Source organism: Streptomyces sp. NPDC059718 (assembly GCF_042733315.1).
GTDB lineage: Bacteria > Actinomycetota > Actinomycetes > Streptomycetales > Streptomycetaceae > Actinacidiphila.
In genome coordinates, this window is sequence record NZ_JBHWGA010000002.1 from 17,750 (window position 1) to 35,439 (window position 17,690).

21 protein-coding genes are annotated in these 17,690 nt (G+C 74.2%); 10 read left to right on the forward strand and 11 right to left on the reverse strand.

What is annotated here, in order from left to right; genetic code table 11:
• Window positions 1–58 precede the first annotated feature (58 nt).
• Window positions 59–907 carry an alpha/beta fold hydrolase gene (locus tag ACFV3E_RS02515; RefSeq protein WP_500533008.1) on the reverse strand — a complete coding sequence of 283 codons (849 nt, stop codon included), beginning with the start codon at window positions 905–907 and terminating at the stop codon, window positions 59–61.
• Between the two features lie 201 nt (window positions 908–1,108).
• Here ACFV3E_RS02515 and ACFV3E_RS02520 point away from each other — a divergent pair, with 201 nt between their 5' ends.
• The 4 genes from ACFV3E_RS02520 (at window position 1,109) to ACFV3E_RS02535 (ending at window position 3,578) form a co-directional block, all read left to right on the forward strand.
• Complete coding sequence (locus ACFV3E_RS02520) at window positions 1,109–1,615, forward strand: MarR family winged helix-turn-helix transcriptional regulator (RefSeq protein WP_500533009.1); 507 nt, start codon at window positions 1,109–1,111, stop codon at window positions 1,613–1,615.
• A 131-nt stretch (window positions 1,616–1,746) separates the two neighbouring features.
• The gene (locus ACFV3E_RS02525; RefSeq protein WP_500533385.1) at window positions 1,747–2,265 is read left to right on the forward strand and encodes a SigE family RNA polymerase sigma factor; all 519 of its coding nucleotides are present in this window, start codon (window positions 1,747–1,749) and stop codon (window positions 2,263–2,265) included.
• Complete coding sequence (locus ACFV3E_RS02530) at window positions 2,258–2,833, forward strand: hypothetical protein (protein WP_500533010.1); 576 nt, start codon at window positions 2,258–2,260, stop codon at window positions 2,831–2,833. The genes ACFV3E_RS02525 and ACFV3E_RS02530 overlap by 8 nt, the downstream gene beginning before the upstream one ends.
• A gap of 97 nt (window positions 2,834–2,930) precedes the next feature.
• On the forward strand, window positions 2,931–3,578 hold the full coding sequence (locus ACFV3E_RS02535; protein WP_500533011.1) for a hypothetical protein: 648 nt from the start codon (window positions 2,931–2,933) through the stop codon (window positions 3,576–3,578).
• Between the two features lie 67 nt (window positions 3,579–3,645).
• Here ACFV3E_RS02535 and fmdA read toward each other — a convergent pair whose 3' ends face one another.
• The 3 genes from fmdA to ACFV3E_RS02550 form a co-directional block, all read right to left on the reverse strand.
• Window positions 3,646–4,893, reverse strand: coding sequence for a formamidase (fmdA, locus tag ACFV3E_RS02540; RefSeq protein WP_500367778.1), 1,248 nt, complete (start codon window positions 4,891–4,893; stop codon window positions 3,646–3,648).
• Window positions 4,894–4,969: 76 nt separating this feature from the next.
• Window positions 4,970–5,599, reverse strand: coding sequence for an AmiS/UreI family transporter (locus tag ACFV3E_RS02545; RefSeq protein WP_500533012.1), 630 nt, complete (start codon window positions 5,597–5,599; stop codon window positions 4,970–4,972).
• A 137-nt stretch (window positions 5,600–5,736) separates the two neighbouring features.
• The gene (locus ACFV3E_RS02550) at window positions 5,737–6,015 is read right to left on the reverse strand and encodes an FmdB family zinc ribbon protein (protein ID WP_499513025.1); all 279 of its coding nucleotides are present in this window, start codon (window positions 6,013–6,015) and stop codon (window positions 5,737–5,739) included.
• 559 nt (window positions 6,016–6,574) lie between these two features.
• On the opposite strand from ACFV3E_RS02550, the gene ACFV3E_RS02555 reads away from it, so the two are divergent.
• Complete coding sequence (locus tag ACFV3E_RS02555) at window positions 6,575–7,006, forward strand: hypothetical protein (RefSeq protein WP_500331928.1); 432 nt, start codon at window positions 6,575–6,577, stop codon at window positions 7,004–7,006.
• Window positions 7,007–7,142: 136 nt separating this feature from the next.
• Here ACFV3E_RS02555 and ACFV3E_RS02560 read toward each other — a convergent pair whose 3' ends face one another.
• Together ACFV3E_RS02560 and ACFV3E_RS02565 are read right to left on the reverse strand one after the other, a co-directional pair.
• Window positions 7,143–8,252 carry a hypothetical protein gene (locus tag ACFV3E_RS02560; RefSeq protein WP_500533013.1) on the reverse strand — a complete coding sequence of 370 codons (1,110 nt, stop codon included), beginning with the start codon at window positions 8,250–8,252 and terminating at the stop codon, window positions 7,143–7,145.
• Between the two features lie 115 nt (window positions 8,253–8,367).
• Window positions 8,368–8,769, reverse strand: a complete 402-nt coding sequence (locus tag ACFV3E_RS02565) for a VOC family protein (RefSeq protein ID WP_500533014.1) — start codon at window positions 8,767–8,769, stop codon at window positions 8,368–8,370.
• Between the two features lie 167 nt (window positions 8,770–8,936).
• Here ACFV3E_RS02565 and ACFV3E_RS02570 point away from each other — a divergent pair, with 167 nt between their 5' ends.
• Complete coding sequence (locus tag ACFV3E_RS02570) at window positions 8,937–9,287, forward strand: hypothetical protein (protein WP_500533015.1); 351 nt, start codon at window positions 8,937–8,939, stop codon at window positions 9,285–9,287.
• Between the two features lie 33 nt (window positions 9,288–9,320).
• Here the strand turns inward: ACFV3E_RS02570 and ACFV3E_RS02575 are convergent, their stop codons facing one another.
• The gene (locus tag ACFV3E_RS02575; protein WP_500533016.1) at window positions 9,321–10,589 is read right to left on the reverse strand and encodes a ferritin-like domain-containing protein; all 1,269 of its coding nucleotides are present in this window, start codon (window positions 10,587–10,589) and stop codon (window positions 9,321–9,323) included.
• Window positions 10,590–10,952: 363 nt separating this feature from the next.
• On the opposite strand from ACFV3E_RS02575, the gene ACFV3E_RS02580 reads away from it, so the two are divergent.
• Window positions 10,953–11,258 (forward strand): ANTAR domain-containing protein, encoded by a 306-nt coding sequence (locus ACFV3E_RS02580; protein ID WP_500533017.1) that lies wholly within the window; start codon window positions 10,953–10,955, stop codon window positions 11,256–11,258.
• Window positions 11,259–11,272: 14 nt separating this feature from the next.
• On the opposite strand, the gene ACFV3E_RS02585 is transcribed toward ACFV3E_RS02580, so the two are convergent.
• The 4 genes from ACFV3E_RS02585 to ACFV3E_RS02600 form a co-directional block, all read right to left on the reverse strand.
• Window positions 11,273–12,148 (reverse strand): SigB/SigF/SigG family RNA polymerase sigma factor, encoded by an 876-nt coding sequence (locus ACFV3E_RS02585; RefSeq protein WP_500533018.1) that lies wholly within the window; start codon window positions 12,146–12,148, stop codon window positions 11,273–11,275.
• A 193-nt stretch (window positions 12,149–12,341) separates the two neighbouring features.
• Window positions 12,342–12,632, reverse strand: coding sequence for a DUF3817 domain-containing protein (locus ACFV3E_RS02590; RefSeq protein WP_500533019.1), 291 nt, complete (start codon window positions 12,630–12,632; stop codon window positions 12,342–12,344).
• 2 nt (window positions 12,633–12,634) lie between these two features.
• Window positions 12,635–13,069: a hypothetical protein gene (locus tag ACFV3E_RS02595; RefSeq protein WP_500533020.1), complete on the reverse strand. Its 435-nt coding sequence runs from the start codon at window positions 13,067–13,069 to the stop codon at window positions 12,635–12,637.
• 16 nt (window positions 13,070–13,085) lie between these two features.
• Window positions 13,086–13,772 carry a DJ-1/PfpI family protein gene (locus tag ACFV3E_RS02600; RefSeq protein ID WP_500533021.1) on the reverse strand — a complete coding sequence of 229 codons (687 nt, stop codon included), beginning with the start codon at window positions 13,770–13,772 and terminating at the stop codon, window positions 13,086–13,088.
• 178 nt (window positions 13,773–13,950) lie between these two features.
• Here ACFV3E_RS02600 and ACFV3E_RS02605 point away from each other — a divergent pair, with 178 nt between their 5' ends.
• From ACFV3E_RS02605 to ACFV3E_RS02615, 3 genes are all read left to right on the forward strand, one after another.
• Window positions 13,951–14,892, forward strand: coding sequence for a GlxA family transcriptional regulator (locus tag ACFV3E_RS02605; protein WP_500533022.1), 942 nt, complete (start codon window positions 13,951–13,953; stop codon window positions 14,890–14,892).
• A gap of 185 nt (window positions 14,893–15,077) precedes the next feature.
• Complete coding sequence (locus tag ACFV3E_RS02610; protein ID WP_500533023.1) at window positions 15,078–16,052, forward strand: lysylphosphatidylglycerol synthase transmembrane domain-containing protein; 975 nt, start codon at window positions 15,078–15,080, stop codon at window positions 16,050–16,052.
• 261 nt (window positions 16,053–16,313) lie between these two features.
• Window positions 16,314–17,687 carry an amidase gene (locus ACFV3E_RS02615; RefSeq protein WP_500533024.1) on the forward strand — a complete coding sequence of 458 codons (1,374 nt, stop codon included), beginning with the start codon at window positions 16,314–16,316 and terminating at the stop codon, window positions 17,685–17,687.
• Window positions 17,688–17,690 lie beyond the last annotated feature (3 nt).

Consider the following 17,690-nt stretch of genomic DNA (forward strand, 5'->3'; position numbering starts at 1 on the left):
GGCAGGAGGGCCCCGGCCGGGATCCGGCCGGGGCCCTTCGGGTCGTACGCGGGGTGGGTCAGCGGACGGTGGAGCGGGCGGCCTGCTCGATGATGCGGGTCACCGCGCCGGGGCGGGAGACCGAGACGGCGTGGGAGGCCTTGACCTCGACGGTGTGGGCGTGGGCCCGCTCGGCCATGAAGCGCTGGGCGGCGAGGGTGATGTTCTTGTCCTGGGTGGTGACCAGGTCCCAGGACGGGATGGTCCGCCAGGCGGCGCCCGCGGCCTTCTCGTCGAAGACCGACGCGGCCACGGGGCGCTGGGTGGCGGCCATCTGCTCGGCGACGGACTTCGGCACGTCGGCGGCGAACTGGGCGCGGAACTTGTCGGCCTTGATGTACAGGTCGGTGCCGGTGCCGCCGCCGGGAAGGGGGAAGGGCACGGCGTTGAGGGTCTCGCCGAGGGTGCCGCCGGGGAACCTGTCGGAGATCTGCGTGACGGTCTCGTTCCTGTCCGGGGCGAAGGCGGCTATGTAGACCAGCGCCTTGACGTTGGGGGAGTCGGCCGCGGCCTCGGTGATCACCGAGCCGCCGTAGGAGTGGCCGACGAGCACGACCGGGCCCTGCACGCTCTTCAGGAAGCTGTGCACGTACGCCGAGTCGCTCGCCAGGCCGCGCAGCGGATTGGCCGGGGCCACGACCGGATAGCCCGCGTGCTTCAGACGCGACACCACGCCGTTCCAGCTGGAGGAGTCCGCGAACGCGCCGTGCACCAGGACGACCGTGGGCTTCTTCTCCTGCGGGTGGTGCGCGGCCTTGGCGGCGTTGGCCGGGGCCGTGGCCGTCAGCGTGAGGGCCGCGACGCCGGCGGCGGCGCCCAGGACGGCGACGCTCTTGCGGGTGGGGCGGAGGACGGTCTTGAGGTTCACGGTGGCTCCTTGGCGTACGGCGCCCGGCTGGCACGCCGGACAGGCGGTCGGTCCGGGGCGTCCGCTCCGGGCGATGACGAGAAATCTAGCGTCCACTTAACTTGTGCGCAAGCTAATCGTGTACGAGTTACTAGTCCGCGCGGGAGGTGCGACAATGTCCGCCGGGAGAACCGACCGACGACCAAGGAGGGGGAGGGAATCGTGAACGACGACACCCGCGCACCCGGGAACGGCGACACCGCGGAACCCTCGCTGCTGCTGGACGACCACTTCTGCTTCACGCTGTACGCGGCCTCGCGCGCGGTCACCGGCGTCTACCGGCCCCTGCTGGACGCGGCGGGCGGCCTGACCTACCCCCAGTACCTGGTCATGGTCGTGCTCTGGGAGCACGGCACCGTGTCCGTCAAGGAGCTGGTGACCGCCCTGCACCTGGACTACGGGACGCTCACGCCGCTCATCAAGCGCCTGGAGTCGCACGGCCTGCTCGAGCGGCAGCGCCGGGCGGACGACGAGCGGGTGGTGGAGGTGGCGCTGACCCCGGAGGGGACCGCGCTGCGGGAGCGGATCCGCACCGTGCCCCTGGCGATCGGGGAGGCCATGGGGCTGACCCGGGAGGAGATCGGGACCGCCCAGGACCTGCTGCGCCGGCTGACGGCCAACGTGGACCGCCACACCGCGGGCGCGTCGCCCGCCGCGACGACGCCGTAGCCGCCGCTTGAGCGTGGTCGCCCCGGGGCAACAGAATGGTCCCGCGGCGTTGATCACGTGTGTGCCGGGGCGCACGGCGTCCGGCCGGGGGATGAGGTATGGGACTGCCGGAGGACCCTCCGGGGCACGCGATGGGGGAGCGTGAGTTCGACGCCTTCTACGGCGCGAGCGTGGGCCGCCTCATCGGCCAGCTGTACGCGATGACGGGCGACCTCGCGGAGTCGCAGGACGTGGTGCAGGAGGCGTTCGCCCGGGCCTGGGAGCACCGGGCCGAACTCGATCTGCACGGCGCGCCCGAGGCCTGGGTGCGCACGGTGGCGTGGCGCCTGGCCGTCAGCCGGTGGCGACGCGTGCGCACCGCGCTGACGCTGGCCCGCCGGCAGGGCCCGCCCCCGGTCGTGCCGCCGCCGGAACCGCACCACGTGGTGCTGGTCGAGGCCTTGCGGCAGCTGCCGGAGGGGCAGCGGCGCGCCGTCGTCCTGCACCATCTGTGCGATCTGCCGGTGGAGCAGGTGGCCGCCGAGACCGGCTCGCCGGTCGGCACCGTCAAGGTGCACCTCAGCCGCGGGCGGGCGACGCTCGCGCGGCTGCTGGCGCACACGGAACTGGACCCCGGGGCGGGCCGACTTCCGGAGGGGAAGCATGGCTGACGGGACGGAGCTGGGCAGGCTCCTCACCGAACTCGCGGAGTCCGGCCGGGGGCGGACCGTACCGGCGGCCGCGCACCAGGTACGGGCCCGCGGCGAAGGGCGCCGCCGCCGCGCGCGGACGGTACGGGCGTCCGTCGTGGCGGTGCTCGCCTGTGCGCTGCTGGGCGGCGGCCTCGCGCTGGCCGGGACCGCCCGGGTGCCGGAGCCGGCGGCGGTCACCCCGTCGCCGCCGCCCTCCCGCTTCGTCCCCCCGGCCCCCGCGCCGGGCGAGGAGTACGCCGACGAACTGGGCTACGTCCACGACGCGGTGGCCCAGGGCGACGACGTGCGGATCACCGTGCGGCAGCTCCGGGCGGTCGCGGGCGGCACGCCGGTGCCCACGGGCGTGGTGCACACGCTGACCCTGCCGCGCTCGACGCCGGTCGAGACGCTCCGGCTGTCGGGCGGGCGTCCCGCGGACCGCGAACTGGGCGGGCTGGTCGGCCGGCTGGCCGGCGGACCGCGGTGGATGTTCGAGATCGACTACGACGGCGAGGGGCGGGTGGCGTCCCTGCGCGAGGCCGGTTGACGCGGCGGGGAGTTGTTACCGGTCCATGACATTCCCGGTGTAACCCGCGCGGCGGCCCGGTGCGTAGAGCCTGTGCACGCCGCCCGCACCCGACCCGATGGGACCCACCGTGTTCGCCTCGCCTTCCCCGCGCCACCGCGCCACCGCCCGGCTCGCCGCCCTCGCCCTCGCCGTGCTCGCCCTCGGCGCCTGCTCCGGGGAGGGCGGGGACGACGCGGACTCCGGCCGTGCCGACGCGGCCGCCTCCTCCCCCGCCCCGGCGACGGCTTCGGCCCCCGCCTCGCCCTCGGCACCGCCCTCGGTGGAGCACTCCGACGCGCCCTCCCCCACGCACTCCGCCCAGGCCCCGGCATCGGACGGCCCGTCGGACGCGCCGTCGCCGAAGGCTCCCGCGCGCTGGGCCGGCAGCAAGCAGTTCGTGCAGATCGACAACGCGTGGATCAAGGACGGGCGCACCTACCTCTCGGTGCGCTCCGCCCGCAAGGAGCCCATCACAGGACCGATCGAGGGGTGGGACATCATCCCCGGCAAGGGCCCGTACACGACGGTGCGCATGGCCCCGGAAGGCCGGGTCCTGCTGTCGGTCCCGCTGGGCGACGACTCCGTCCCCCACACCTACTCCCAGGCGCAGTTCATCACCCGGTGGTGGGCCCTGCCCGCCCCGGAACGCAAGTGGCAGGGCTACGACGTCAGTTTCGACCTCAACGGCGAGGTGGTCAGGCTCCAGTCGCTCTACCGCGCCTGACCCCGTGCGGCGCGGCCGCATCCGGGTCCCGGCCCGAGGAGGACCGGGACCCGGGTGCGCGCGGCGGTCAGGAGGTCAGCGCGGCCCGGCCGCGGTCCGCCCGCGTCGGTCCGGCGGCCGACGGCCGCACGTCGAAGTCGAACATGGCGGTCGGCACGTACAGGGAGCAGCACGCGTTGGGGATGTCGACGATGCCGCTGATGCGTCCCTCTATGGGGGACGAGCCGAGCAGCAGGTAGGCCTGCTCGCCGCTGTAGCCGAACTTCTTGAAGTACTCGACGGCGTTGAGGCACGCGCGGCGGTAGGCGAGCGTCGCGTCGAGGTAGTAGTTGGTGTCCGTGTCGTGGTCGACGGAGATCCCGATGAAGGTGAGGAAGTCCGAGTACCGCGGTTCCACGTTGCCGGGCATGAACACCGGGTTGGTCGAGATGCCGTACTTCTCCATACCGCCCTTGATCAGGTCGACGTGGAAGTCGATGAACCCGCCCATCTCGATGGCGCCGCAGAAGGTGATCTCCCCGTCGCCCTGGCTGAAGTGCAGGTCGCCGCCGGAGAGCTTGGCGTCCTTCACGAGCACCGGGTAGAAGACCCGGGAACCCCGCGTGAAGTTCTTGATGTCGTGGTTGCCTCCGTTCTCCCGGGCCGGCACCGTGCGGGCGCCCTCCGCGCAGATGCGCGTGGCGAGGTCCCCGGTGGCCGTGCCGGCGAGCGCGTGGGAGGGGTCCGGGGGGACGGCCAGCGGCGGGACGCGCTCGGGGTCGGTGTCGATGAGCGCCTTCTCGCGCGCGTTCCACCGGCCCAGCAGCTCGGCGGAGGGGGCGGTCCCGAACAGCCCGGGGTGGGTGATGCCGGTGAAGCGAATGCCGGGCAGGTGCCGGGAGACCGCCTGCTGACCGTGGAAGTCCCACACCGCCTTGTAGGCGTCGGGGAAGTAGTCGGTCAGGAAGCCTCCGCCGTTGGCCTTGGCGAAGATGCCGGTGTACCCCCAGCCCTGGCCCGCGGCGTCCCCGCTCTGCTGGGGTACGGGGCCGAGGTCGAGGATGTCGACGACGAGCAGGTCGCCCGGCTCGGCGCCCTCCACGCCGATCGGGCCGCTGAGCATGTGGGGGATGGTGAGGTCGATGTCGCGGACGTCGTTGGCGGAGTCGTTGTTGCCCACCTGGCAGTCGGTCCAGTCCCGGCACTCCATCCGGAACTCGGCTCCGGGCTTCACCATGGCGGCGACAGGGATGTCAGGGTGCCACCTGTTGTGTCCCGGGGTGTCCTGATCGCGCATCGACTTGGTCTGGTCCACGCTGAAAACTACTTCGGGCATGACAGCCTCTCTTTTTCTGATCCGGTCAGGACGGTGCGCCCACGCCTCCGGCCCGCCGGGCCGGGCGGGCGGGCGCCTAACCCGGCGACCCGGACGACGCGGCGGCCCGCGCCTGTTCGCGCGACTTCCTGGTGAGCGGCCACAGCGCCGCGAACACGACCACGCCGAAGACACCCAGGGCTATGGCGATCTCCGTGGTGTGCTTCCAGTAGCCGGACAGCAGCAGCGCCGCGGGGATCACGCCGGTGACCCAGCCCTCGATCGCCGTCACCCAGCCGACATAGGTGCCGAGCTCCGTTTTTCCGAGACCGAGCACGAGGAAGAACAGACCCCACAGGAAAGCCCAGTACAGCCAGATGACGCCGAACGGGTAGTCCTTGAACAGATGGAAATTCACGAACGAGTACCCGAGGGCGACAATCGCCACGAACAGGGAGTACCAGCCGACGCAGATATTGTCGATGTCCGCGAGGAGGACGATACCCACGTAGAGGTAGGTGAATCCGAAGAGGTAAAGCCCGGACGCCGCCAGGATCTTGTCCTGGTCGTTGCCCGCCGTGAAGATGAGGTACGTCGGGGTCAGCACCTGCAGCGCACCCACGAAGAGGTTGAACACCGCCGCCGACTTGGGGTCGACCTTCTGCAGGAGCAGCAGGCCGTTCATGAAGAGCACCGCACCGACGAAGAGCAGTCCCACGTTCGCCACGGGGACGCACCTCCTAAGTCCGCGTGGGGACGGATTGCCGCCGGCGCGCCTCCTGGTCCCGCCTGGGCGGGAGGAGCGTCCGCGCTCCGGCGTCGGCCCCCCTGAGCACCTCTGACGCGCCGATCACCGCCCTCGGACTAGGGCTTGGGCAGCCGGGACAGCGCCGGATGGGGCCGCGGCGCCGGCCGCTCGCGCGGCGGTGGGGCGGACACGACGTCCGGCATCTCACGGGACTTCTCCTCCCGTTCGCGGGAGGTGGCGAGCCCGTGCGGCGTGAGGGCGAGGGAGGGCGAGGAGAACACGCGCCTGGACTCGCCCGCGCAGGCGGGGCAGTCGTACGCGTCGGGTGCGGAACCTATCGCGAGCTTGACGTCGAAAGGCCCGCAGTTGCTGCAAAGGTATTCATAGGTCGCCATGAAGTTGCCTCCGGTCGTCGGCGCACCCAGGTCAACCTCGACGTCTGCGACACACCCCGTTGAGCGCACGCCGGGGAAACAATCCCTATATCAAGGAGACGCCACGGCAAGACAGTTGTCAAGGTCGGCGGGAGACGTCCGGAGCGTGCCGGAGGGGAGTTCCGGAGTTCCCTTTCCGGTGCCATCGGAAACACCGGATTCCATTCACTTGCCCTTCTCCCGATCCGTTCGCCGGGAATACCTCATCCCCGGCGCGACCGCATTCCGGGCCTCGCGGAGGGGCGCCCGGACCCCTTCCCGGCGCGCCGCGCACCCGCCCGCCGGGGCCGGACCGGACCGACTGCGTCGCCCTGCCCGGGGCGCAGGGCGCCCGACCCGGGCGGTATGACCGCTGTGAGGCGGTTCACTGCGCTTTTCCTGGACGGACACCACTCGCGGCTTTAGCGTTCATATGCATCAGCCTTTTCCGTGAATGCAGTGGCAATGGCGCCGCGCTCATCGGACGGCACACAACGCTTCGCACGGAACAAGGCGAACGCCGGAGAGGTGGAGAATGAGCATGGACGCCGTGTGGGTCCGTGGCGTGAACGGGCTTCAGATGCACCACGTCACCGACCTCCAGGACGCCGGCAGGTTCCTGGGCAACGCAGCCATGGCCCTGCGGGCCGCCCACGTGCGGACCGGCGCAGAGCACTACGAGGGCCTCGCCGCCGAGCTCAAGGCCCTGGTCACCCGGGTACGGGAACTGGAGGACCAGGCCCGCTCCGCGATGCACGAGCTGCACGAGACCGACCCGGAGCGCTTCGTCCGCTGCCGCGAGGGCCACGAGCCCTGGCCCGGCGAGATCCAGGCCGGGTTCATCCCCCGCCACACCTGCCGCGACGAGTGCCTCTACCACGACCGCGGCGTGCTCGAGGCGATCACGCAGTGCACCTGCGGCAGGCCGCCCTGCCAGGCCTGCGAGATCGGCGGGAAGCCCGTGATGAACTGATCCACCGCACTTCGCGGCCGCCTCCGGGCGGCACGAGGGCCCCGGCCTCCGACGAGGCCGGGGCCCTCGTCATGCGCACCGCCCCGATCCGGACCCCGTGGCGCGACGCCCGGCTCCCGTCGGGCGGCCGGGCCGGCTACGCGAGGAGGCTCAGCAGCAGCACGACCACGACCAGCGCGGCCGCCGCGATCGCCAGGCCGCGGGTGACCCGGTGGCGGGAGGGCAGCGCGAGGACCTCGATGCCGGTGGTCCCGGGGAAGGCGTAGAAGACGCGGTCGGGGTCGGTGGGGAGGCTGATGCGGGCGAGGGGCAAGTGACGCAGGACGACGCGGCGGTGGGCCTCGCCCGCGCGCGGGGCGAGGTGCGGGACGAGTGCCTCGGTGTGCGTGGCGTCGAGGTCGCCGGGCAGGGGGTCGTCGCCGGTCAGCACCTCCTTGCGCCACCGGCCCGACCGATGGGTGCGCCGCCGGACGAGGAAGGGGGGCCGCTTGCGGGGACGACGCACCAGTTCCTCGCAGCTGCGCTGCTCGATGAGGCCGCCGACCCAGGTGGTGACGACCCCGCTCCCCCCGCAGGCCTCGTGCGCGACGGTGCCGCCTGCCTTGCACCTGGGACAGTCGACGAGTCCCGTCCCCTTGCACTGGGCGCACTGCGTGCGGCCCCGCCCGGCACAGGTGGGGCACGCGGCGTCGGGGCGCCGGCACTTGGCGCAGCGGACGCGTCTGGGGACGGTACGGGACGCGGTCATCGCCGCGGCGCGGTCGCCGGCGCGGTCCTTGGTGCGCGGCCGCGGTCTGCCGGTGCCGTCGCACTCGGCGCAGGACTCCAGTCCGCGGCAGTCGGGGCAGGCCGTGGTGGGGTCGCAAGGGAGCCGGCCGCGGCCCTCGCAACGCCTGCAGGCCCATTCGCCGTTGCCGCACTCGCAGGTGTTGTGGCGTACGGATCCCTCGCGCACCAGCTCGATCCGGCGCAGGGTGCCGTGCTCCCCGGGCGGGCCGGGCCGGTGGCCTTCGAGGTGCGTGTAGGTGGGGAGCGCGGAGAGGTCCTTGCGGCCCTTCTCGGTCCTGGCGGTCTCCGTGCGGGTCTCCGTCGTGCGGCGGATGCGGCAGTCGAGGAGGGAGTGCCAGGTGAGGTCCGCGCCGGCGGAGGAGTCGGGGCGGGCGGCGCCGCCGTCCCCGGAGAGGTGCCGCGCCAGGGCCTGGAGCATCTCGTCGTCGGACGGTGTACCGGACGGGTCCTCGGCCATGACGACCACTCCCCTCGACGGGCGCGAGGCGCGCTGTCGGCAGGGTACGGGTGACCTGATGCTCCATCAAGATCCGGGACGGGGAGGGATCTTGCGACCCCTCCCCGTCGCCCGCTCAGCTCTCGCCGGTGGTGCCGCCGCTCCCGTAGGGACGGGTGATGACCTCCATGCCGTGCCCGGCCGGGTCCATGAAGTAGACGCCGCGGCCGCCGTCGTTGTGGTTGATCTCCCCGGGCCGCTTGCCGTGCGGATCGGCCCAGTAGGTGAGTCCGGCCTCCTGGATCCTGCTCAGGACGCCGTCGAACGCGGCCTCGGGGACGAGGAAGGCGTAGTGCTGCATGACGATCTTCTCCGCCGGGACGGCGGCGAAGTCGAGGGTGACGCCGTTGCTCAGCTGCAGGGGGACGAACGGGCCCCATGCCTCGCCGGCCCGCAGGCCGAGGATGTGCGCGAGGAAGTCGGCGGATTCCCGGTTGTCCCGGGCGTGGACGATGGTGTGGTTCAACTCGACTGACACGGTGGGATGCCTCCGTAAGGCATTCTCACGGGCACCTCCATGCCTCACCCGGCCGGTGACCGGCACGCGATGCCGTGTGCTCGATCCTATGCCGGGCCGTAATCCGGTGGGTCGGGGACCGTCGCGGCCCGTACGGTGGACGGCCGGACCGAGCGGGGAGGACGACGATGACGGACACGATGACGCTGTGGCGCCCCACCGGGCCGGAGGAGCTGGCCCTGGTCGAGGCGTCCGGGTGGCGGGAGTGGCCGCCGCGGCTGCCCGAGCAGCCGATCTTCTACCCGGTGCTCGACGAGGACTACGCGATCCGGATCGCCCGTGACTGGAACGTCCCCGCCTCCGGCGCCGGTTACGTGACGCGCTTCGAGGTCGAGGCCGGGTTCGCCGCCCGTTACCCGGTGCGCCAGGTGGGCGGCCGGACGATCCTCGAGCTGTGGGTCCCGGCGGAGGAACTCCCGGAGTTCAACCGGCACATCGTCGGCCGGATCGAGCTCGTCCACGCGTTCCGGGGCGCATAGCGGCGGGGGCCCGGGCAGGCGCCGCCGCCGCGCTCACGCCCGGCGTCCCCGGGACCCGCTGCCCGCGGACGGGGGCTGCCCCGCGTCCGGAGCGACCGGGCGGAACTGGGGGCCGTAGGTGTGGCGCCCGTCGCCGAGAGGGATCTCCATGAGGGCGAGGGCGGGCTCCTCCAGCTGCTCCATCGTCTTGATCGCGCGGTTGAGCGCGCCGTGGTCCGCGGACTGCCAGGCGGCCTCCAGGTCACGCAGCAGTTCGCCGTAGGCGCTGTCGAAGCGGCGCAGCAGCGTCGCGGCCTCGCGGGGCGGGTGGGGCCAGCCGCCCCGGGGGACCACACCCATGGGGTGGACGTCCGGGAAGGTGACGGGCGGCCCGCTGAACTCCCACACGCCGTCGGCCTCCTCCAGGGTGCGGCCGTGGTAGATCTCGGCGAAGGCGTAGTAGTGCGCCACGTCGCGGTGGCCCCCGGTGGCCTCACCGGACGGCGCCTCGGGCGAGGTCGAGCTGCCCTCGCCCTGCTCCTTGATGATCTCCACGGCGGCGACGACGTCGTCCAGGTTCCGCATCGGGCGCAGTTCGTCGGGGCCGATGCGCTGGCCGATCTGACCGCGGACGCTGAGCTCGGGGCGGTGGTCGAGGAAGGCGGTGACGAGCCCGTCGTAGAAGTCGCCGATGGTCGGCGGCCCGGCGGACGGCTCGGGCAGCGGGGACTCCGGGGTCTCGATGGCCATGAGGACGTCCCGCACGTACGCGCGGGTGAGCCCGGAGAGGTACACCGTCAGGTTGCTGCGCACCCCGCCGGGCAGGGGGGCGGGGTACTCGGGGGTGACGGAGGCGATCCGCGGCCGCCCGCCGACGGCGACGAGCATGTTGCAGGCCAGGCCCATGTGGAACATCTCGTCGGTGACGATGCCGCGGATCAGGTTGGCGACCGTGTCGGACCGGTCCCGCACCGACCACCAGGCGCACAGGTACGGCGGGATGGTGGCGAGTTCCAGCTCCACGGCCACCTGCAGGGCCTGCCGCAGCCAGTCGTCACGGCGGGACGGCGCCGGGACGGCCAGCAGACGGGCGACCATGCCGTGGGCGGCGGCCGCCGCGACGCCGGGGGCGGCCATCGGTACCGCGGCGGCCGCGGCCGGGACCGCCGCCGGCAACGACGGCGCGAGCGGGGCCGCGTGGGCGGCGGTGCCGAGGACGGCGGGGCTGACGGCGGCCGCCGCGGCCGACTTGACGAAGCCCCGGCGGTCGAAGGTGACCGCGGTCCCGTGCTCGTTGTCCTGGTCGTCCACCGGTCCCGTCACACAGGTCTCCGTCCCCGAGAAGAAAGGCGCGCGGGACACGGCACTCGGCGGACCCGCGAGGCTGGCGAAGCTACCAGCCGGGCCCCGGCCCCCGGGCCCGCGACGCCGCGCGCGCCGTGCCGCGCCGCCCATGCGGCCCAATGGTCCCCGGACGCCGCACGCCGCCCCTCCCGCGCCGGACGCGGACGTCCACCGGAGCCTCGCGGACGCCGCGCCGAGGATGACGGGACGCCCGTGCACACCCTCGTCACGCCCTCGTCCGGGATCGCGCCGCGCGCCTGAGCCCGGGCTGCCGGGCCATCACCTCCCGTACCCGTATGGGACCGTACATTCGGGGCATCCGGACCTCAGGAGGTGCTGACGATGGTCCCCCTGCCGGCCGGTCCCGAGGACGACGCGGAGAGCGAGATCGGGCGGCTGCGCGCGGAGAACGAGCAACTGCGTCGCGCGCTGGGCAGCCGGTCGGTCATCGACCAGGCCGTCGGCATGGTGATGGCGCTGACGCCCTGCCCCGGCGACGTGGCCTGGGCGGTCCTCGTGCGGGCCTCCCAGTACGGCAACGTCAAGCTCCGCGACGTCGCCGCCGCCCTCGTGGCGACCGCGGGGGGCCGGCCCCTGCCGGCGGACGTCCGGCGCGCCCTCGTACGGGCCATGCGTCCGTCCGGCTGACCGGGCGTTCCGCGTCAGGCCTCGCCGGCCGCCCGGGTGTTCCCGCCGCCCCCGCTGTCCCCGGTGCTCCCCCTGCCCTCGGCCGCCTCGACCTCCTCGCGGAGGCGGCGGCAGGTGCGGCTGATCAGCCGGGAGACGTGCATCTGGGACAGACCCAGCTGGTCGGCGATCTGGGTCTGCGTCATGTCGCGGAAGAACCGCAGGTAGAGGATCTTCTTCTCGCGCGGGGGGAGTTCGCGAAGCCGGGGCGCGACGGCCACGCGGTCCACGACGGAGTCCAGGCACGGGTCCTCGGCCCCCAGGGTGTCGAGGAAGGTCCGGCCCTCCGAGCCGGGGGTGGCGGAATCCAGGGAGGCGGGGGCGAAGGCGTCGAGGGCCTCCATGGCGACCAGCACGTCCTGCTCGCTCATGCAGGCGTGCGCGGCGATCTCGGCGACGGTCGGGGTGCGCCCCTTCGTCCCGACGAGTTCGTGGCGGACGGTACGGACCCGGCTCCGGAGCTCCTGGACCCTGCGGGGGACGTGGACGCCCCACAGGTGGTCGCGGAAATGACGTCTCACCTCGCCGACGATGGTGGGCACGGCGAAGCTCTCGAAGGCGCTGCCGCGTGCGGGGTCGTAGCGCTGCACCGCCTTCACCAGGCCGAGCGCGGCGACCTGCCGTAAGTCCTCGGTGGACTCGCCGCGGTGCCGGAAGCGGCGTGCGAGCCGTTCCGACATCGGCATCCAGGCGATCACGACCTGTTCGCGCAGCGCGTCCTTCTCCGGGCCGTCCGCGAGCGCCGCGATCCGCCGCAACGCCTCGGCGGTGTCCGGGGTGTCGTCATGAGGACGCGGGCGGGCACCCGGATGCGGATGCGGATGCCTGGTGCGGGGCTGTCGGGCGGCCATGGCTGGTCCTGCGCCTTCCTGCGGGGTCCGGGAGCCGCGCCGCGCAGGGCGTGCCGTACGGGAGGACACGCTCCGCGCTCCGGGGCCCGGCCGGGGCGCCCCGCGCGCGTGCCTCCCTTCCGAAGCACGGGGATCGCCTGCCCGAGGAAGCGGTACGCAAACCGCCGCGCCCGATCGCGGTGGTGAACGGACGTCAGGGGCCGGAGAGCCGCCGGAGCGCCAGAAAGCCCCCGACGCCGGGGACCGCGGCGAGGAGCCGCACCGCCGTCGTCGAGCCTTCGGCGCGCACGGCGGTGAGGACGGTGAGGAGGTAGGCGCAGCCGTGGACGGGGCCCGTGAGGGAGGAGACGGGCCTCCAGTGCGCGGTGGCGAGGTTGACCAGCAGCACGGCGAGGGAGAGCAGTTCGACGGCGGCGGCCGCGCGCAGCGGGCGCAGCGCGGTCCTGGAAGGCGCGGCCGGGGAACCGTTCGGGGAGGAGGCCACGGTCACGCTCCCGTCGACGAGCCGGGGCGGACGATCATCAGCACGGTGACGGCCGCCCACAGCAGGTTGAACATCCCCGTGGCCATGCCCAGCCGGGCGGCCGCGCGAGCGGGCGCCGTCCCGTCCGCGAGCCCGGCCAGGAGCGCGCTCTGCCGCGGCAGGACGACCCCGGCGAGAAGGGCGGCGGCCAGCGCGGTCAGGACGATCGAGACGACCAGCCACACGTCTCCGAGCACCCCCATGCTCGACGCGGTGGCGAGGCCGAAGACCGGGACGACCACGCCGACGGCGGCGTACACGCGGCAGATCCGGTGCAGCAGCCCCGCCGCGTCGGGGGCGCGGCGGACGGCGGGGGGAAACATGCCGGCGGCGACCGTGACGGGTCCGACGGCGACGATCGCGGCCAGGACGTGGACGGCGAGCAGGAACTTGGTCATGTGCGCCTCCCTCTCCTCACGCGCCGACCGGGCCGGCCGAGCCGGCGAAGGCTGAATCCTCGGCGCGCCACACCACGCCCCGGCGTTCGTGGGCGAGCAGCCGTTCCACCAAGTGGGCGACGCGCGGGCCGCGTTCGCGCTCCAGCAGGTGGAGGGCGAGGTCGAGCCCGGAGGTGACGCCGGCCGCGCTCACCAGGTCCCCGTCGTCGACGACCCGGGCGTCCACGACGGTGGCGCCCGCCGCCCGGAGACCGGCCGTCCCGAGGTGGTGGCCCGTCACGGGGCGCCCGCCGATCAGGCCCGCCATGGCGAGCAGCAGCGAACCGCCGCACACCGTGGCCACGGTGACGTCCGGCCGCTCCAGGGCGGTCCGCAGCAAGGGCGGCAGCCCGGTGCGCAGGGCCCGGGCGAGGACGGCCGGGACCGTGTCGCCGTCCTCGCCGTCGCCGTAGTCCCCGCCATCGCCGTCGCCGTCCGCCGCGGGGATCCGGCCCGCCGCTCCCGGTACGACCACCAGGCCGCCGCGGCCGGGGTCGAGCGCCGCGGTCGCCCGCAGCGACGGCAGCCCCAGGCCCGCGGACACCTCGCGGGCCCCCTCCGCCGACACGAGCCCGGCGCGGATGCCGCCGGCGGTCAGCACCTCCAGGGGAGCGACGACGTCCAGGGGGTCGAACCCGTCGTACAACACGAACTGAGCGAGCATCTCCGGCCTTCCGGGAGCGGTGCGGGACGCTCCCGACGCTAGGCCCGGCACCGCATCGCCAGAAGTGGCCGGATTGCCAATACCCAACGGATTCCCGCCAGCGCTGTCATCTGCATGTGCAGGCTACGGCCCAGCTCACCGGCTTGGCGGAAATCCGTCGCCCCTCTACCGTGAAGCCATGCACACGGTGGTCGTCCTCGCCCTCGACCAGGTCATCCCCTTCGACCTGGCGGCCCCGATCGAGGTGTTCTCCCGCACCCGCCTGCCCGACGGCCGCCCCGCCTACCGGGTGCGGATCTGCGCCCCCTCGCCCGAGGTCGACGCCGGGCCCTTCGTGCTGCGCGCCCCGTACGGGCTCAAGGCGCTGGCCGAGGCCGACACGATCGTCCTGCCGGGCACCGCCGACCCCTCGGTGCCGGTGCCCGGGGAGGTCCTGCGGGCGCTGCGGGCGGCCGCCGCGAACGGCACCCGGATCGCCTCGGTCTGCGCCGGGGCCTTCGTGCTCGCCGCCACCGGGCTGGTGGACGGCCTGCGGATCACCACGCACTGGGTGGGCGCGCGGCGACTGGCGGAACTCCACCCGCAGGTGACCGTCGACCCGGACGTGCTCTACGTCGACAACGGCCAGTTCCTCACCTCGGCGGGCGCCGCCGCCGCGCTCGACCTGTGCCTGCACATGATCCGCAAGGACCACGGTTCCGCCGTGGCCGCCGACGCCGCACGGCTGTCCGTCATGCCGCTGGAACGCGAGGGCGGCCAGGCCCAGTTCATCGTCCACGAGCAGCCCCCGGCACCGGCCGGGGCGACCATGGAGCCGCTGCTGCGCTGGCTGGAGGAGAACGCGGACCGCGAACTGACGCTGGAGGACATCGCCGCGCACGCCGGGACGAGCACCCGCACCCTCAACCGCCGTTTCCGCGAGCAGACCGGCACCACCCCGCTGCAGTGGCTGCACCGGGCCCGTGTCCGCCGGGCCCAGTACCTGCTGGAGACCACGGACCACTCCGTGGACCGGATCGCCGTCCAGGCCGGGTTCGGCTCCCCCACCGCCTTCCGCGAGCGCTTCAAGCGGGTCGTCGGCACCAGCCCGCACGCCTACCGGCGGGCCTTCCGCGGCTGATCCCGCCCCGCCGCGCCCGGCCCGCGCCCGGCCCGCCGCCGGGCCGACGCCGTTCCGCCATCCGGGGACGGGCCGGACGTCAGCCGCAGGACACCCGCAGGTCGCGCGGACAGGGCATGAAGGGGCGAGAACACCTGGCGACAACACCTGCGGACAGGCGCACGACGCGCGGGGGCGACCGGACCATGGGCATCACCACCACGACGACTCCACACCTCCTGAGCGGCGCGACCCTGCGCCGGATCGCCTGCCTGGCCCCGATCGTGCTGGTCGGGTGGTGGGTGGCCCGGCACTGGCAGCTGATCGCCGACGGGGGCCGCGGGCTGCTCGACGCCAACCGGGGCTGGCTGCTGGCCGCCGTGGCGGCGACCGGGCTCGCCTGGGTGGCGGTGTCGTTCATGCGGCAGGGCACGGTCCTGGAACGGCTGCCGGCGGGACGCCTGCTGGCGACGCAGTTCGCCGCGGGCGCCGCGAACCACCTGCTGCCCGCGGGCATCGGGGCGAGCGCGGTCAACCTGCGCTTCATGCGGGCGTGCGGGCTGCCGCCCGCCCGGTCGGCGGCGGCCATCGCGCTGTACTTCCTGGCCGAGTGCGTGGGCCGCGGGACGCTGCTGGCGGTGCTGCTCGCCGCGTTCCCGCACGCGCTGCGGCTCGACGGACTGCTGCCCGAGGGCATCTCCGTACCCGTCGGCCCGACGGCGGGGGCGGCCGTCGGGGTCTGCGCGGTCGCGGCGGTCGTGCTGGTCGCCGTACCGCGGCTGCGCCGGGTGGTGGTCACGTTCCTGGCCACGGCGTTCACGGACGCGCGGACGCTGCACGCCCGGCCGTCGCGGGCCCTCGCGCTGTGGGGCGGCTCGCTCGCCTTCCCCGCCCTGCAGGCCGCCGGCCTCGTCGCGGTCACGATGGCCCTGGGGGTCCCGGTGCCCTTCACCCACGTCGCCGTCGCCTACCTCGTGGCCAGTGTCGCGGCGGCGGCGCTGCCCACCCCCGGCGGCGTCGGCTCCGTCGACGCCGCCCTCGTGGTGACCCTCGTCGCCACGGGCGCCTCCCTCGCCGCGGCCACCTCGGCCGTCCTCGGCTACCGCATCGTGACGGTGTGGCTCCCCCTCGTCCCCGGCGCGCTGGTCCTGGGCGCGCTGGTCCGCCGGAAGGTCGTCTGACCCGCACGCCCGCACGGCGCACCCCGAGCGAAGGGACGCGACGGCGATGCCCCGCCCCGGACCCGTTCCGCAGGGCGCCGCCGGCTCCGCCCCGTGTGCCCCGTCCGCCCGAGCGCCGTTCGCCCGAGCGCCGTTCGCCCGCGGAAACCCCGTGGTGACGGCCCGGCGGCGCGTGCCACGCTGGCCGCGGGGACGGGGCACGGGCCACGGGAGGGCGGAACACTGGAGCTGCACGAGTACGCGGAGCGGGACGCGACGGGGTTGCGGGAGCTGATCCGCGCCGGGGAGGTGAGCGCGGGCGATGTCGAGGCCGTCGCGCGCAGGGCCCTGGAGGCGGCGGGTGCGGAGCTCAACGCGCTGACGCTGCCGCTGTTCGACCCTGCCCCCGCACACCGGGCGGACGGGCCGCTCGGCGGTGTGCCCTTCGTGATCAAGGACGGCGGTCCCTTCGTGCGGGGCGTGCCGTTCACCCTCGGCAGCCGGGCCCTGCGGGGTGCCGTGGCGGACGCCGACCACGATCTGATGGCCCGCTTCCGGGAGGCGGGCCTGGTGGCGCTCGGCCAGAGCACCGCGCCCGAGTTCGGCCTGAGCTTCGCCACCGAGCCGGTGCGCTACGGGCCGACGCGCAACCCCTGGGACCCGGGGCGCGGGGTGGGTGGGTCGAGCGGCGGGTCGGCCGCGCTGGTCGCCGCGGGCGCGGTGCCGGTGGCGCACGCCAACGACGCGGGCGGTTCCATCCGCGTCCCGGCGTCCTGCTGCGGCCTGGTCGGGCTCAAGCCGAGCCGGGGGCGAACCCCGTGCGGGCCGCTCGCGGGCGAGGCGGCGTTCGGGCTCCAGGTGGAGTTCGCCGTGACCAGGACGGTACGGGACGCCGCGGTGCTGCTCGACGCCGTGAGCGGGCCCTCGTACGGCGACAAGTACCCCCTCCCGGCGCCCCCGTCGCCGTACGCGCGGGCGGTGCGCTCCGACCCGGGGCGGCTGCGGATCGCCCTGACCACCGCCGCCTGGACGGGCACGCCCGTGGACCCGCAGGTCGCCGCGGTCACCGTCGACACGGGCAAGGTGCTGGAGTGGATCGGGCACCGTGTCACCGAGGACACACCGCGCCTGGACGCGGACGACCTCGTGGAGGCCACCGTGCTGGGCGCGTTCGCCAGTGGCGGCGCGCTGCTGCGGGCGGCGCCGCGCCTGGACCGCTCGCTGCTGGAGGCGGTGTCGCGGGCGGTGCTCGCCGAGACCGAGGCGTGCACGGCGCTCGGGCTGATGGCGGCGATCGACGCGCAGCACCGCGTGACCCGCGCGGCAGGCCGCTTCTTCACCACGTACGACCTGCTCGTCACGCCGACGCTCGGCGCGCTCCCCGCGCCGCACGGCACCCTCGGCCACGACGACCCCCGGCACACGGTGCGTTCCTGGCTGCGCGAGCTGTTCGCGTACGGGCCGTTCACGGCGGCCTTCAACGTCTCCGGACATCCGGCGGTGAGCCTGCCGCTCGGCCAGAGCCGTGAGGGGCTGCCGGTCGGGGTGCAGCTCGTCGCCGCCCAGGGCCGGGAGGACCTGCTGCTGGGCGTGGCCGCGCAGTTGGAGCAGGCCGTCCCGTGGCGGGACCGCAGGCCGCCGTTCATGGTCGGCTGACCC

Coding starts and splice junctions, on each gene's coding strand:
- ACFV3E_RS02525 (WP_500533385.1), top strand. CDS start 1,747: ATGGGGGAGCGTGAGTTCGACGCCTTCTACGGCGCGAGCGTGGGCCGC.
- ACFV3E_RS02530 (WP_500533010.1), top strand. CDS start 2,258: ATGGCTGACGGGACGGAGCTGGGCAGGCTCCTCACCGAACTCGCGGAG.
- ACFV3E_RS02535 (WP_500533011.1), top strand. CDS start 2,931: ATGGGACCCACCGTGTTCGCCTCGCCTTCCCCGCGCCACCGCGCCACC.
- fmdA (WP_500367778.1), bottom strand. CDS start 4,893: ATGCCCGAAGTAGTTTTCAGCGTGGACCAGACCAAGTCGATGCGCGAT.
- ACFV3E_RS02550 (WP_499513025.1), bottom strand. CDS start 6,015: ATGGCGACCTATGAATACCTTTGCAGCAACTGCGGGCCTTTCGACGTC.
- ACFV3E_RS02555 (WP_500331928.1), top strand. CDS start 6,575: ATGGACGCCGTGTGGGTCCGTGGCGTGAACGGGCTTCAGATGCACCAC.
- ACFV3E_RS02560 (WP_500533013.1), bottom strand. CDS start 8,252: ATGGCCGAGGACCCGTCCGGTACACCGTCCGACGACGAGATGCTCCAG.
- ACFV3E_RS02570 (WP_500533015.1), top strand. CDS start 8,937: ATGACGGACACGATGACGCTGTGGCGCCCCACCGGGCCGGAGGAGCTG.
- ACFV3E_RS02580 (WP_500533017.1), top strand. CDS start 10,953: ATGGTCCCCCTGCCGGCCGGTCCCGAGGACGACGCGGAGAGCGAGATC.
- ACFV3E_RS02585 (WP_500533018.1), bottom strand. CDS start 12,148: ATGGCCGCCCGACAGCCCCGCACCAGGCATCCGCATCCGCATCCGGGT.
- ACFV3E_RS02595 (WP_500533020.1), bottom strand. CDS start 13,069: ATGACCAAGTTCCTGCTCGCCGTCCACGTCCTGGCCGCGATCGTCGCC.
- ACFV3E_RS02600 (WP_500533021.1), bottom strand. CDS start 13,772: ATGCTCGCTCAGTTCGTGTTGTACGACGGGTTCGACCCCCTGGACGTC.
- ACFV3E_RS02605 (WP_500533022.1), top strand. CDS start 13,951: ATGCACACGGTGGTCGTCCTCGCCCTCGACCAGGTCATCCCCTTCGAC.
- ACFV3E_RS02610 (WP_500533023.1), top strand. CDS start 15,078: ATGGGCATCACCACCACGACGACTCCACACCTCCTGAGCGGCGCGACC.